Below are 14,132 nucleotides of genomic sequence, written 5' to 3'. Positions count from 1 at the left end.
GGCGAGGAACTCGCCGGTTTGCGGATAACATCATTCTTCTGTTCTAGCCGGTTAAGATTTGGGAATTGATCCCACAACGCCTTTGACAAACCAGTTGATGGAAAGGAGCATCTCATCTGTGGCTTTATCACCGTCTTTAACCTTTAAGTTGCCGTTTTGATCGTAAACCGGTCCTGTGAAAGGAACAAATTTACCATCGATAATATCTTGTCGTTTCGCTGTGACGGTTGCTTGGAAATCTTTATCGACTTTGGAGCTAAAGGGAGTTATATCGATAACACCGCCGTCTTTGATTCCGCCGAAGTATTGACTTGATTTCCAGGTTTTGTTCGTTACATCCTTAACGACTTGTTCAAAGTACGGACCCCAATTAGAAACATCACCTACGAGAATAGAATTAGGGGCAAATTTCGACATATCTGAATCGTGGCCGATTGCCAGCACACCTCTATCCTGAGCTGTTTGCGCAAAGGATGGCGAATCTACATGCATAGCAAGAACGTCAGCGCCGGCATCAATTAAACTATTGGCCGCTGTTTTCTCTGTTGCAGGATCGTTCCATGAATTTGTCCAGACTACTTTAACTTGAACTTTAGGATTTACCGATTGGGCACCAAGAGTAAAGGCATCGATATTACGGATGACTTCAGGTGTACCAAACGGTGCCAGGAAACCGAGAATATTGCTCTTTGTATATTTGCCGGCAACCATACCGGTCAGATAGCGGGCTTGGTAGTCACGATTGAAATATGTGCCTAAATTGTCTGTTGTTTTATAACCGCTGCAATGTTCAAAAACAACATTCGGGAATTTCTTGGATACATCGACCATGTAATCCATGTAGCCATAGCTGGTACCAATAATAATATTGTTACCCTTTTGAGCAAGATCCGTGAAGACACGTTCACAGTCAGCAGTTTCCGGAACGTTTTCAACATAGGTTGTTTCAACGTTCTTCATATGAGATTCCAGGTATTTTCGGCCTTGATCCTGAGCATAAGTATAACCGAAATCACCCACAGGTCCGACATAAACAAAGGCAACTTTAATTTTTTGACCTGCAGACTGACTGCTGCCTTGATCCGAAGTCGCTGCCGGCTTACTGGTTTGCGAACAGCCACTAAGCAACAAGGTCAAGATCATGACAAAGACTAGCGTAGAAATACTGATTTTCTTAGATAATTTCATGCTCTTTCCTCCACTAATTATTCTTGAATTACATTATCAAAATTAAAGTCTTTACATCCCCTCTTCCTGACTTGACAGTCGATATTCACAAAAATACAGCTGCATTGCCCTCTTGCTTCCCGATTTCTGTGAATAGTTCAGACATATCCCTAGATCAGTTTAAATCTATATCTAAAAAATGCCGTGGCAATGCAACCAAATTTTATACTGCCAAAACCGACTATTAATGTGCTTGCCTTTGTGAAGATTATAGTAAATCCTAAAAGAAATCTGCAAAAAACATACCACTATTTAAGAAATTAATTATGTAAAATTGGCCTCTATTTCTTATGTTTTCCAGATAAACAAAAAAGAGAAGTTATATATCCCGGAAATAACCGGAAATTATAGCTTCTTTGCTACCTAATCTAATACATTGAAGACTAGCTATGAACTAAATTATAATAGGTTTTTCTCCATAGTTCAAGTAGTCTAACCCTACTTGCTTCTCTATTATAGCTTATATTAATTAATTAATTTAGTTATGATAATAGAGAGAGGCACCTGATATTTTTGATATACTCTTGGGAATACTTAATGAAGTTTAAGCAAAAATCTCTTTGTGCTAAAGGAAAGGAATCATTATGCCATTACCCTTGATTCAGCATCCTGAACTCAGTCCAAATAGCCAAGCTTTCCCCTTCGTAGAACAGCTCCTCACCAGGAATAAGCAACTTGGTACAAATGTAACTAAACGTCACGGCGTAACCATTATTGATTGCGGCATCCAAGTACTGGGCGGTTGGGAGGCAGGTATTTTATACGCTTCAGTGTGCTTGGGCGGTTTAGCTAGGGTTGAACTGCATTGGTCTCATCTTAAAGATTTTCCCTGGCCGTCCGTGGAAGTGCTAACCGATCATCCTTTACGGGCTTGCTTAGCGTCTCAGTATGCTGGGTGGCCGATTAAGAATGGCGGAAAAGTAGTTTTAGGTTCCGGACCAATTCGCTCCATCGTTCATGAGGGTGGTCTGTTTGAAACGTTAGGGTATCGAGATGAATCAAATACTGCAATTATTTGCCTGGAAAGTGATACTCTTCCGACTGATGAGGCAATCGAGCAAATATTGGAGGTATGCAATTGCGCTCCGACAAGTCTCTATATCTTAGCAGCACCAACCGCTTCCTTCGTAGGTTCTGTTCAGGTGAGCGCCCGTGCCTTAGAAACCGGTCTATCAAAACTAAGATTGTTGGGTTATGATTTAGGAAAGATTGTTTCAGGTTGGAGTACCTGCCCGCTCCCCCCCATAACAAAAGATAACCTTCAGGCTTTAGGGCGTACAAATGATGCGATTCTCTACGGGGCAACGGTCTATTTTAACCTCCAGGATGATGATACGACCATAGAATCTATAGTCAAACAAATTCCTTCGTCCTTATCCCAATATAATGCTGAACAATTTGAAGAACTTATAGAACGTCACGGAAATTTCTACGAACTTGATCCTGCAATATTTAGTCCGGCTGAAGTCTGTCTTAACAACATGAACAGCGGCAATTCCTTTCATGCCGGAGCTGTAAATATCAATCTCTTACGTCAATCTTTCTGTATAAAAGCATAATGAATAAATGTGATCGCGCTGAAGGATGGGATATCAATGCTTGATGTTTGTTTATTGGGGACAGGAGGCATGCTGCCGATTCCCAGAAGATGGCTGTCTTCCCTTCTGATCCGCTGGAACGGAAAAATGATTCTGGTCGATTGCGGCGAGGGAACCCAAATCCCATTAAGAATGGCGGCATGGGGTTTTAAGGCTATCGATGCCATCCTATTTACTCATTATCATGCAGACCATATAGCCGGATTACCTGGGCTGCTTTTGACGGTTGCCAATTCCGGAAGATCGGAAAACCTAACCCTAATCGGGCCTCCGGGCTTAAAAAAGATCGTTGATGGCCTGACAGTCATTTCACCTCTACTGCCCTACGAATTGAAACTGATTGAATTGCCGGATGCTGAGGTTGGTGAAACATCCCTTCACCAAATTCTTATCAAAAGTTTACCTGTCGACCATTCCCTTGCCTGCTTGGCCTATTCTATCGAACTGCCGCGGAGCAGAAAATTTAATGCCGCGAGGGCTGAAGCCCTAAATATTCCTGTATATTATTGGAAGTCCCTTCAGCAAGGTTTTACTTTAACTTATGGGAATCACACAATTAGCCCAGAGATGGTTTTGGGCGACTTAAGAAAAGGTATTAAAGTTTGTTACTGTACAGATACCAGGCCAACAGAAGACTTAGTAACTTTCATCAGTAATTCAGACCTTTTAATCTGTGAAGGAATGTACGCCAAGGAAGAGGATCGGGAAAAAGCAATTCAAAAAAAGCATATGACATTTTCTGAGGCCGCATTACTCGCCCGTGAAGGACACGCAGCCGAACTTTGGCTCACTCACTATAGTCCCTCCTTAACAGATCCAGAAAACTACATTGAGACCGTCAGAACGATTTTCAGAAATACAATTACAGGACGAGACCTGCAGCATAAAACCTTAAAGTATCGCTAGAGATTGAACTAAACAAATTTTGATTTTCTGTAAAAATTTTACCCTTTCTAAAAGAAAACGGCTTGACTTAGAGTAGACTCTAAGGTTTATTCTATGAAATGAATAATGTTTTAAACTGGGGGAGTATGTATGGAAAAGTCAAAAGTTTATTTTACGAACTTACACACAACAATAAATGAAAACTTGCAGCAAAAACTAAACCGTTTAATTAAAACTGCCGGAATGCAGCAAATCGATTTTGACAAAAAATTCGTCGCCATCAAAATCCATTTTGGTGAGCCGGGAAATTTAGCCTATTTACGCCCTAATTTCGCCAAAACAGTTGTAGATATGATCAAAGACCTAGGCGGAAAGCCGTTTCTTACAGATTGTAACACTTTGTATGTGGGAGGACGAAAAGACGCTCTTGAACATTTGGAATCTGCCTATGTCAACGGCTTCTCTCCTTTTTCTACAGGTTGTCACCTTCTCATTGGTGATGGCCTGAAAGGGACTGATGAAGTTTTAGTTCCTGTTGAGGGCGGCGAATATGTTAAAGAAGCGAAAATTGGTCATGCTATTATGGATGCCGATATCATAATTTCTTTAAATCATTTTAAAGGCCATGAACTTACAGGTTTTGGCGGTGCCCTAAAAAACATTGGTATGGGATGCGGTTCACGAGCAGGTAAAATGGAGATGCACAGTAATGGTAAACCCCATGTTTCCCAGGAACAGTGCATTGGCTGCGGTATGTGTACAAAAATTTGTGCTCATAGTGCTAATAGTGTTGCTGATCATAAAGCGTCTATCGATCATGATAAGTGTGTTGGCTGTGGTCGTTGCATTGGAGTTTGCCCGACTGGAGCGATTTTGCCAGCGTGGGATGAATCTAATGACATCTTGAATAAGAAAATGGCGGAATATTCCTGGGCCGTTCTCCATGATCGCCCACATTTCCACATTAGCTTAGTTATTGATGTTTCTCCTTTCTGCGACTGTCATGCCGAAAACGATATTCCGATTGTTCCGAATGTAGGGATGTTTGCCTCCTTTGATCCGATTGCTCTCGATGTAGCTTGCGCCGACGCAGTCAATCGTCAGCCGGTCATGAGTGGAAGTCTGCTCGAAAAAAGCGGCCACAATCATAGTGATCATTTTACCGATGTTAATCCAAGCACCGACTGGAAAGTAGGTATAGACCATGCGGTAAAACTAGGTCTGGGCAGCAAGGCATATGAATTGATTACAATCTAATCAGAGGAGTCGTATTTTAATGGGATATACGATCAGCCAGGTCGCAAAAAAATTTGATCTTACTGCACACACCATTCGCTATTATGACAAAGAAGGTCTTCTGCCCTTTGTCGATCGAAGCAAAACGGGAAATAGAGAATTTACAGATGATGATCTTGATTGGATAAAGCTCATTTGTTGTTTGAAAAACACCGGAATGCCTATTAAACAAATCAAGCAATACATTGAATGGTGCCTTTTAGGGGATGACACCCTGGAAATTCGCCGACAAATGTTTATTGACCATCGAAAAGAAGTCCTAAAACAGATGGAAGATTTAAAAGAAAACCTTAAAACGATTGATCATAAACTTAAATGTTATGATAAAAGCTGCAACATTTCACCCAACACCAGACAATTACACTCACTATAACGCTAATCAGTAATTCGCAGGTTTTAAAAAAGCTTCCTTGACTGGCATGATTGTATTGCGCAGTCGGGAAGCTTTTTAATAATCAGTCCCAATTGGGTAAGAAAGTTCTTTAATCTGCAGCCTCTTCCTTAGGCCAAGTGATAGGAAACTTATTTGGATGATTCAAGGCGTAAGGCAATGAAGCGACTCCCAGATGTTGCTTTGCTATAATATTAAGCAATTTTTGCAGCTGAAACCCTAAATTAGCGTTCCAATGTAATAAAATCACGCTTCCAGGAGCAAGGGGTTTCCCATTATATGTCTGAAGCCCACTGTCACTCATGGTTGCATTCCACATGATTAAATGTTTCATACCCGCTTGATATGCAGCTTGACAAACTGTTTGATTATAATCCCCGTAGGGTGGACGGAAGAGTGTAGGTGTTGAAAATGATGTTAAATAGCTTTGCGCAGTTTTAATTTGGCTCAGCACATCTGCTGTGGAATTTTTCGTCAGATCCGGATGAGATACTGTATGATTCTCGATGTCTCCTCCTGCGGCAACAAATAATCGCCAAAAATCCGGGTGCTCCTTCGCAGCATTTTCAATTAAAAAGGCCGAGATCGGTACATGCTGGGCATGCATGATTCCTAATACAGAGTCATCCGGGTACCATCCATCATCTACCGTTATAAACACCGCGTTCGCTGTGGCAGGAAGAGACCAAATAACATCAGCTGCAGGGCCATTAAGATGATCTGCTGTGGCTGAGGATTGGCTTAAGGTATTCTCTTCCGGCTTTTCCGGCTTGGTCGCAGGGCTTTGAGAGGGTGAAGATGAAGACGAAGGTGAAGACATTGTTTGGGGAGACGTCTCAGCAGAGTTAGGCAAGGAATTACTAGAATTTGAATCCGTTCCGTCGTTCATTGTCTTAGCCTTCTTAGGAGGTAAATTATTGCTACTCCCCAAGGACTGAGAAACAACAGACGCCTTCGTTGCCGCATTACCGTTAAACCACATAGCACCTAAAACCGTCAGGCCAACAATTAATCCGCCCAAGCCTGTTAAAATGGTAACAATTACTGCCTTTTTTCTCCTCATAGTTTCACATCCTTAATACCGATTAAACTACACAGCTATAATCTTGAGGCTAATAATGACATTATGCATGAAGCTCTATGGAATTTCACTCCTTATTCTAATTATTCGACACCCCGAGCTTATTACCTCTTCTTTTTAATACTATCATGTACAATGAAATTCCCTTAACATAGCGAAAGGCCAAAAAATAAGGCCCTCATTACCCAAAATGAGAGCCTTTATTTATTAGGAAAAAGCCTTCCCTAATACTATTTATTAAAATCAACTAACTGAACTGAGGTAGTATATTGACCTACCTGATTATCTTGCGTGACATAATCAAGTTCCATATTGAACGTTTGGTTTTTTTCAAACTTAAAAGTATCTCGCCCATTTTCATTATTGAGTTCCGAAATATATAAATCGAAATCTGCTAAACCGTCTACCCGGTACCCATTATCATTCTGAGGCAATATTTGATTACCAAGGCTGTCAAAAACAGCCATCTTATATCCGTCTATTGAAAGGTTTTTGTTATATATCCATCCCCATTTAAAAGACTTGCCAAATTCAGAATAGCGAATCCAGATAGATTTTACAGCTGACGATTGGTTAAATGGGACAGTCAGATGGAAATGTCCATCCGGTTGTCCATCAGTTTTTAGGTCATTTGGACTTAATTGATCCTTATCTAAGCCAATCCACTTAAGGGAGACCGTCGTTAAGGGCGTTGGATCGGCAGACGCAGCTTGTCCCTGCGGGGTAGAGGCTTGTGATTTCGAGGTTTGAGTTTCTGTATTCGTTGTTGAAGCTGTTGTTTTCACTTTAGCAGCGCTACATCCCATTAGGGCAAAAATAATCAGCATTGAAGCGATGGTTTTCAGAACCTTCATCTATTTTACCTCTCAAACTTTTTAAATTAATACCTCAAAAGAACAACTTGCACATCTTTACCTCTTACATTCTCTCTCAAATCATTACAGATGGCAACTGTGAAAGTCTAAAATTGGGCAAACTTTAAATACAGATCAGACATCTAACCATTAAGTCAACTTATTGATGGCAACACAGATGAAGTCCTTCAGACAGTTCATTTCATCTCCTATTCACACGTGGGTCTAAGATTTAATACAATGTGAACATTATCTTAAGAAAATGTGAACTATCATTTGCCTTGAAGGATTCTATCCATTCGTAGAGAATAATACCAACAGATTATTCACCTTGTATTTATGGGGGTGACCTAAAAACTCTATTCAACGATTTATAGACTAGGCAACATTGATGCTTCTTTAAGTTAAACCAGAGAGGAGGAGATACCATTTGAAAATTAAGTCGATTAAAATTAAAGGGCAAATTCTTGCTCTAGCTGTCTTTGTTGGATTGGGGGCCTGCTCTCTTACTAATGGAATGCCAATTCCCACTGCAACGAATCAGAAGCTGGCGTCTTCTTTCGAAATGTCTAGAAATTCCCAGCACAAACATATGCCAATTCCTCAACTCCAAGAACCACAAAGTTCCAATTCCACGACTACTACGACTACCCTTCCGGAAAACACCCAAGGCTCTGAGAATTGGGCAGGATACATTAATACTCCCGATACCGGAGAGAGTTATACAAGTGTTTCCGGAAGCTGGACGATTCCTACTATTAGTGCAAGTCAAACAGATGCCGTAGCGGCCCAGTGGATTGGTTTAGGGGGAGTATCCTCTACAGATCTTTTGCAAATGGGGACGATTGAAGAAATTGATAATGGTCAGCCTGTTGCTAAGGTGTTTTGGGAGAAATTGCCCTCGACAGCCCAAAATGTCATGACTGTCCCAATTGGCTCCACCATTAGTGCCAGTATAGCCCCCTCCACAGGCTCAAGCTCAACATGGACGTTAACCTTTACCATTAATGGTGAGACGCCAGGTCAAACAATTCCTTCTGTAACATTAAGTTCAGATTATGCACAGGGAATTGGAACTTCGGCTGAGTGGATTAGTGAAGATCCTTCCAATCAGAATGGACAATTATATCCTTTAGCAAATATGGGATCGTTCACCTATCATTCTGCAATGGTAAATGGACAATCCTTAAAATCCATTGGCAACGTACAGCCTGTTGCCCTCGTTTCCCAAAGCGGCGATGTGTTAATTGCTCCTTCCAAACTTGGATCTGATGGTGAATCATTCTCGACCAATGTTGTAAACTCAGCTTCAAGTACTGGAAGGAGTCAAGGATATCGTCCAAATAGAACTCAGAGATTTCCTTCCAGTTGGATTCACGTCTCTATCACCCAGGGATCACAAGATGACGGATTTGTCTGGACTTGGGATTTTTAAAGCTCGTCATAACCTGTAACAGACGCACAATTATAACCAGGCATAAATTCATGCCTGGTTTTTGCATTTTAACAATTCACACGTCCTTAACAGATTCGCTGGCAAGAAGCCTTAATTTATAGATACTGCTATTCGTATAAATTTCCAAGTGATCCGAAGTTCTCTTTATACTTTTTATTCGGCTGAGACTAGTAACATTGCATTCACCATCTTCAAAAAATATAAGTTTGCCTTTCGCCCCAACTTCAATATCCCGAAGCCAAACCTTTCTGCCCCATCTATATCGAGACGATGGCACTTCAGGTAAGAGGAGGTCAAAAACACCTTCAATTATTGCAACATCTTCGTTCATTCTCCTGCCCCCCTACTCAAAGAGTTTCCTTTTATCAGGATATGCCAAGGCGAACTAACTATTGTATAGTTTCAATAAGCATGATGAATCCATGTTCATTCTTAACCATCTTTACAATTATCATTCTACACTTTTCCTTTATATTCCTTCTATAAACCAAAGTATCTTTACCTTTTTCAGTAACCTTTTATTCTCTCTTAGAAGATCATAAACTAAAGGAAACTCTTACAGTCGTCCCCAGGTTACTGGTCTGAAAATTAATAGTCCCCTTATGACGAGCTACGATGCTTTCACAAATAACTAAGCCTAATCCGATTCCTCTTTCCTTCGTGGTCAGGAACGGAGTCCCTAGTTGATTTAGAATTTCCGGAATTATGCCGGGACCGTTATCCTGAATTTGTAAAACCAATAATTCATTTGAGGATGTTGTAGTTATGGTAACCGTCCCCCCTGTTGTAATAGAATCCAAGGCATTATCAACTAGATTCCTAATCAATTCTTTAATTTCATTTTCATTTAAAAAAATATCCGGAATTTCTTCTAGATAACATTTAATTATTTTGCCTTGCGCCTCGGCAGTAACTTGAATTGACGGTATCATCGTTCTTAATAGTTGATTAAGATTTTTAAGTTCCAAGTTGAGAACCTTGTCATTTGAGGCGAGAATTAGTTGACTTAGAATGTAGTTAGCGCGGTTAAGTTCCTGAAGCATTAGAGTACAATGTTCTGTGAACTTATCCTGAGTTAGCTTTTGGCGAATTGCTAGTTGGAGAAATCCATGAACACCTGTGATTGAATTTCTAATTTCATGGGCTAACCCTGAAGCAATCTTTTCAAGGATAGTTAAGTCTTCTCTGTTAAGAGAATCCATCTTCAAACACTTTTGTTCTGCACTATTTCGTATAATACTTACCAATAGCTTTTCAGATCTAATCATAATTTGCTGGGAGTTTACTTCAACCGAAAATCGTTCTCCATTTCGTCTAACATGATAGGTTTGAAAGGTTATCCCTTTTTCAATTGCCTGTCGCAGCTGAATGTGAATAAGATCCTTTGTCCCCTCCGCCCTAAGGTCGTGAACTTTCAGGCAGTATAACTCTTCCCGAGTATAGCCATAGGTCTTTAAGGCCGCCCTATTAGCTTCAAGAATTTGCCCTTCTAAATTAACGATTAATAAGCTGTCATGAAAATGGTCAAAAAGCTTGCGATAGTTTCTGAGCAAATTATCGCGCCTAATGTCCCTTTTTAAGCCTGACGATTCTTGAACGCTAATCTCGCTTAAAGAATCTATTGTCTCTCTGCCTAAACCACTAACTCTGTCAAGTCTGTTCAGATAATGTTGTCGATTATGTTGAGTATTATCATTTTTAACGATAAAACCATGGGATTTAGAAAGGAACTTCGATTTAATCATATTTTTTTCCGGGTAAATATACAATGAGTAATCCACAAGTTTATTTTGATTTTCCATCATTAAAATCATTCCTTTCTAAACTTATTCATTGAGATGTTTCTAATCAGAGATTAGGAACTCACCCGCACCTCCTTTTTAGTCAGTCATTTGTCGAGGCAATGAATTACTCTTAATTCCAATTAATAACTATTAAAAGCTACTTCTTCAAGAAAGACCTATTTTCCTCTTCTGAACAGAAAATTTTTATAATTCGTATTTCTTGGAACACTAAACGGCAACCACTTGCATTTTGTATAAAATTTAAAATATAAAGGAGATTGCTATTATGTGTCGAATTCAGAATTATATTTTATTTTGGATTTCCTATTTACTAACGGCCAAAATAGAGGAGGGATAAATCACTAATTAAATCTTTATAAAAGTGTGTAAAACTCTATTGATAATTTATATTGGTTTACCATTACCAAGCATCTTGCTGACAAACCTAGATTTAAGAGTAGGAAAAGGTCAAAACAATCCTTTTATAATGATAACGTAAAAGTTAAAGGTTAAAATTAGGATCGTACTAATTGAGTAAGTTGGATGGGTTAAGACTTTTCAGAGCAGTTATCGATAGATGTAAAATACACCAATCCTAGAGTATCATTTGACGGAAAGTATTGGTATCTCGGTGTAGGAATTGAGCAAAAACAAATTATAGAGCAATTGACGGATGAAATAATAGGCATTGACGTTGGTGTTAAAGAACTTGCGGTATGCTCTAATGGAATGACAATTGAAAATAGCAATAAGTCTCAACGTGTTAAAAAGCTAGAGAAACGGCTTCGCAGGTTGCAACGTAAAGTTTCTCGTAAATATGAAATGAATAAGGAGGGAAACCGTTTCGTCAAAACCAGCAACATTATAAACGTCGAAAACCAAATCCGTATGCAACATCGAAAGTTAAACGGAATCAGAAATAATCATATCCATCAAGCCACAAATACAATAGTGAAAACCAAACCTTGTAAAGTGGTTATGGAAACGACTTTTATAAAGTTTTGGCAACGGTCGAAATTATGCCTGATTTCGGAAATCCGTTTTCCGGCCTAGCAAAAAACTGCAAACTATCCGAACAAGAATTAATAAGAGCCATTCGCTTCATGATTTCTGCAGAATATGAAGCTATCCAGCTATACATGCAGCTGGCTGAATCCATAGATAATCAATTGGCCATCGAAGTCTTAACGGATATTGCTGATGAGGAAAGAGTTCATGCCGGCGAATTTATAAGACTCCTAAAAGAATTGGCTCCCGACGAAGAAAAATTTTATACACAAGGAGCACAAGAAGTCGAGGAAGAGATAAAAAAGCTTACTAAAAAGTAACTTACTCCATATAACAACAATTAGCAGTGAGCACACATCTCACTGCTAATTGAATTTTGAGGTAGTTACCGCCCACAAGAGTTAATTCGTACCAGCAGAAGCGGGAAGCCTCACAAAGGTTGATCCTTGAACAAACTTTCTATCGCAAGGGCTAGTTGATCCGGACACGAGGTTCCGTTCTGACATTTGATTCCTTTTAAGCGCTGCGCAACCTCTGCAGCGTCCATTCCTTCCACAAGCTTCGATATTCCCTGAGCATTTCCCGGGCAGCCTTTAATAAATTTCACATTCTTGACTTTACCATCAATGATGGAAAAGATTATTTCCTTTGAACATACTCCCTGTGGCATAAAGCGAATATTCCCCATATTAACAAAAACCTCATTTCATTGCCCCTATAATAGCTGCAACAAATTATAAATTCTTTGCTCCCACTCCTTGTTTTCGGATAGCGCTAGAATTTAAGATAAAAGGATAACTAGATACTCTTCCAAACTTATTTAGTTATTATAATGCTAACAAAACGATCTTTCCAATATCTTTGTACAATCATTCCATTTAAGTTATTTGTTTTTTAGCATCTCCATTTAACTCGTTAATTAATGTCTTTCGATTAACATGCAGCACATTTAGAACAAGCTTCCTCCATTTTTCCTGCAAACAACGTTGTACCTTGTTTAGTTAGTTCTTCAACTTTCTCTGTAATAGCATCCAGATATCGGAAAATCTCATTCGAAAGGACTTCAGCCTGTCGATACAATTCCAGTGCCATAGGCTGCTGTTTTTTATTAACAACGTCAATGACGCGTTCACCAAGTTTATGAAATTCATCATGAACAGCATCAATCGCTTTCCATTCATCTTTAATAGCTGGATGGGTTACGTTCATTGATTGATAGAAATGACCAAAAGCACACTTAGCTGAATTCGTTTGCAAAGGGTAAACGACCATTTCTTCAGCAATGCGCTTCAAATTTTTCAGCCAAGAATCATGGGCAATTTTAGCTTTTTGGATGTTGTCCAAAAACTCATCGTTCGTCATTGCATTTACGGTTCCATGTAAAGACTTCATTTGCCTTTTCACAATATTTGAAAGCTGCTCGTCAATTTGAGAGATTTTCTTTGCATAATCTGCGCTTATCATAGCATCTTGATGAATTACTTGGGTCATTTGAGTAAGCTTTTCTGCTTCACGGCTGGAAACATCCATTGCTTGGTTAATTTCCTGCGTTGAAGTCCTAATTCCATCCATAGCCTCGCTTATTAGCTGCACATCAGTAATCGTAGTTTGCAGCATACTAACATCTTGTTCCATAGTACCCGTAATTACTTCAATTTTATGACTCATCTTTTCCGTTAAGGAAATAGTATTATCCATACTTTGTTTGCCCTCTTGAGCCGCTTTCTGGATGCTTGCCATAAAATTCTTCATGCCTTCAAGGCTCTGCTTGGTATTGTCGGCAAGTTTTCGTATTTCTTCTGCGACAACTGCAAATCCTCTTCCGTTTTCACCTGCCCTAGCCGCTTCTATCGAAGCATTTAAAGCCAGTAAATTAGTCTGTTCTGCGATCTCTCCCACTCCATACACAATCTCGTTTACCTTATTGGCCATATCAACTAATTGATCAACCTTTTCGCTCATAATACCAGCGTCAACCATAACTTCTTCTTTTAACTGGTTAACCTCTTTTAGTTCTTGAAGACTATTTTGATTACCCTTTACTAACTGTGCCGATGCTTCAGATAGTTGAGAAAGAGTTTCCGAAGTGTTTTGCACGGTATTATTAACTTCCGACATTCCAGCATTTGTTTCCTCAACAACCGCTAAATTTGATTCACTAAGGACAGACATTTCCTTAGCAAAATCAATTAATTTGCTTGAAATATGCGACATATCAACATCAAAACTACTTAACGATGCGGTAATTGATAAAAGTTCTTTTGTTGAAGCTCCCATTTGTTTTTCATTTTCAAAAAGCCGCCGAAAATAGTTTAAAAATGATATATGAATCGGATATTCAACCTTTGGTTCCTCGACCTTCAAGCCATTTAACGTTTTTTCCACGTATTTCAGAATATAGTCCGCTTCGTAACAAGGTTTTTTGGAGAAAATAGGCAAATAAAACATCTCCCTTTCTATAATTTACTAAATCTGATTAATTCTTTATTTGCATTAATTTTTTATAATACTCTTTTCCGATTCTACGCAATTCCATGGATTTCCTCTAAGAT

13 protein-coding genes and 1 pseudogene are annotated in these 14,132 nt (G+C 39.3%); 7 read left to right on the top strand and 7 right to left on the bottom strand.

Annotated elements, in window-relative coordinates:
- Positions 1 to 51 precede the first annotated feature (51 nt).
- The gene (locus ACPUYX_RS03130; protein WP_426378243.1) at positions 52 to 1,188 is read right to left on the bottom strand and encodes a BMP family ABC transporter substrate-binding protein; all 1,137 of its coding nucleotides are present in this window, start codon (positions 1,186 to 1,188) and stop codon (positions 52 to 54) included.
- Between the two features lie 623 nt (positions 1,189 to 1,811).
- On the opposite strand from ACPUYX_RS03130, the gene mch reads away from it, so the two are divergent.
- From mch to ACPUYX_RS03110, 4 genes are all read left to right on the top strand, one after another.
- Positions 1,812 to 2,786, top strand: coding sequence for a methenyltetrahydromethanopterin cyclohydrolase (mch, locus tag ACPUYX_RS03125; protein ID WP_426378242.1), 975 nt, complete (start codon positions 1,812 to 1,814; stop codon positions 2,784 to 2,786).
- Between the two features lie 36 nt (positions 2,787 to 2,822).
- The gene (locus ACPUYX_RS03120; RefSeq protein ID WP_426378241.1) at positions 2,823 to 3,731 is read left to right on the top strand and encodes a ribonuclease Z; all 909 of its coding nucleotides are present in this window, start codon (positions 2,823 to 2,825) and stop codon (positions 3,729 to 3,731) included.
- A gap of 129 nt (positions 3,732 to 3,860) precedes the next feature.
- On the top strand, positions 3,861 to 4,967 hold the full coding sequence (locus ACPUYX_RS03115) for a DUF362 domain-containing protein (protein ID WP_426378240.1): 1,107 nt from the start codon (positions 3,861 to 3,863) through the stop codon (positions 4,965 to 4,967).
- A 19-nt stretch (positions 4,968 to 4,986) separates the two neighbouring features.
- On the top strand, positions 4,987 to 5,379 hold the full coding sequence (locus ACPUYX_RS03110; RefSeq protein WP_426378239.1) for a MerR family transcriptional regulator: 393 nt from the start codon (positions 4,987 to 4,989) through the stop codon (positions 5,377 to 5,379).
- Between the two features lie 109 nt (positions 5,380 to 5,488).
- On the opposite strand, the gene ACPUYX_RS03105 is transcribed toward ACPUYX_RS03110, so the two are convergent.
- Together ACPUYX_RS03105 and ACPUYX_RS03100 are read right to left on the bottom strand one after the other, a co-directional pair.
- The gene (locus ACPUYX_RS03105) at positions 5,489 to 6,460 is read right to left on the bottom strand and encodes a polysaccharide deacetylase family protein (protein WP_426378238.1); all 972 of its coding nucleotides are present in this window, start codon (positions 6,458 to 6,460) and stop codon (positions 5,489 to 5,491) included.
- A 248-nt stretch (positions 6,461 to 6,708) separates the two neighbouring features.
- Positions 6,709 to 7,332 carry a hypothetical protein gene (locus tag ACPUYX_RS03100; protein WP_426378237.1) on the bottom strand — a complete coding sequence of 208 codons (624 nt, stop codon included), beginning with the start codon at positions 7,330 to 7,332 and terminating at the stop codon, positions 6,709 to 6,711.
- Between the two features lie 430 nt (positions 7,333 to 7,762).
- Here ACPUYX_RS03100 and ACPUYX_RS03095 point away from each other — a divergent pair, with 430 nt between their 5' ends.
- Positions 7,763 to 8,767, top strand: a complete 1,005-nt coding sequence (locus tag ACPUYX_RS03095; protein WP_426378236.1) for a G1 family glutamic endopeptidase — start codon at positions 7,763 to 7,765, stop codon at positions 8,765 to 8,767.
- A 76-nt stretch (positions 8,768 to 8,843) separates the two neighbouring features.
- Here the strand turns inward: ACPUYX_RS03095 and ACPUYX_RS03090 are convergent, their stop codons facing one another.
- Together ACPUYX_RS03090 and ACPUYX_RS03085 are read right to left on the bottom strand one after the other, a co-directional pair.
- The gene (locus ACPUYX_RS03090; protein WP_088187492.1) at positions 8,844 to 9,119 is read right to left on the bottom strand and encodes a hypothetical protein; all 276 of its coding nucleotides are present in this window, start codon (positions 9,117 to 9,119) and stop codon (positions 8,844 to 8,846) included.
- Positions 9,120 to 9,324: 205 nt separating this feature from the next.
- Entirely contained in the window at positions 9,325 to 10,593 is a 1,269-nt protein-coding gene (locus tag ACPUYX_RS03085) for a two-component system sensor histidine kinase NtrB (RefSeq protein ID WP_426378235.1), read from the bottom strand.
- Between the two features lie 405 nt (positions 10,594 to 10,998).
- Between ACPUYX_RS03085 and ACPUYX_RS03080 the strand changes: the two are divergent.
- Together ACPUYX_RS03080 and ACPUYX_RS03075 are read left to right on the top strand one after the other, a co-directional pair.
- Positions 10,999 to 11,589: pseudogene (locus ACPUYX_RS03080) on the top strand (transposase); the annotation flags it as partial.
- An 86-nt stretch (positions 11,590 to 11,675) separates the two neighbouring features.
- Positions 11,676 to 11,900: a ferritin family protein gene (locus ACPUYX_RS03075; RefSeq protein WP_426378234.1), complete on the top strand. Its 225-nt coding sequence runs from the start codon at positions 11,676 to 11,678 to the stop codon at positions 11,898 to 11,900.
- Positions 11,901 to 12,010: 110 nt separating this feature from the next.
- Here the strand turns inward: ACPUYX_RS03075 and ACPUYX_RS03070 are convergent, their stop codons facing one another.
- Together ACPUYX_RS03070 and ACPUYX_RS03065 are read right to left on the bottom strand one after the other, a co-directional pair.
- Positions 12,011 to 12,268 carry a TIGR03905 family TSCPD domain-containing protein gene (locus ACPUYX_RS03070; protein WP_426378233.1) on the bottom strand — a complete coding sequence of 86 codons (258 nt, stop codon included), beginning with the start codon at positions 12,266 to 12,268 and terminating at the stop codon, positions 12,011 to 12,013.
- 245 nt (positions 12,269 to 12,513) lie between these two features.
- Entirely contained in the window at positions 12,514 to 14,028 is a 1,515-nt protein-coding gene (locus tag ACPUYX_RS03065; protein WP_426378232.1) for a methyl-accepting chemotaxis protein, read from the bottom strand.
- Between the last annotated feature and the right edge of the window lie 104 nt (positions 14,029 to 14,132).

The sequence above is a fragment of the Desulfosporosinus sp. SYSU MS00001 genome (assembly GCF_049943955.1).
GTDB lineage: Bacteria > Bacillota > Desulfitobacteriia > Desulfitobacteriales > Desulfitobacteriaceae > Desulfosporosinus.
This window is presented reverse-complemented; position numbering and strand designations above follow the sequence as displayed.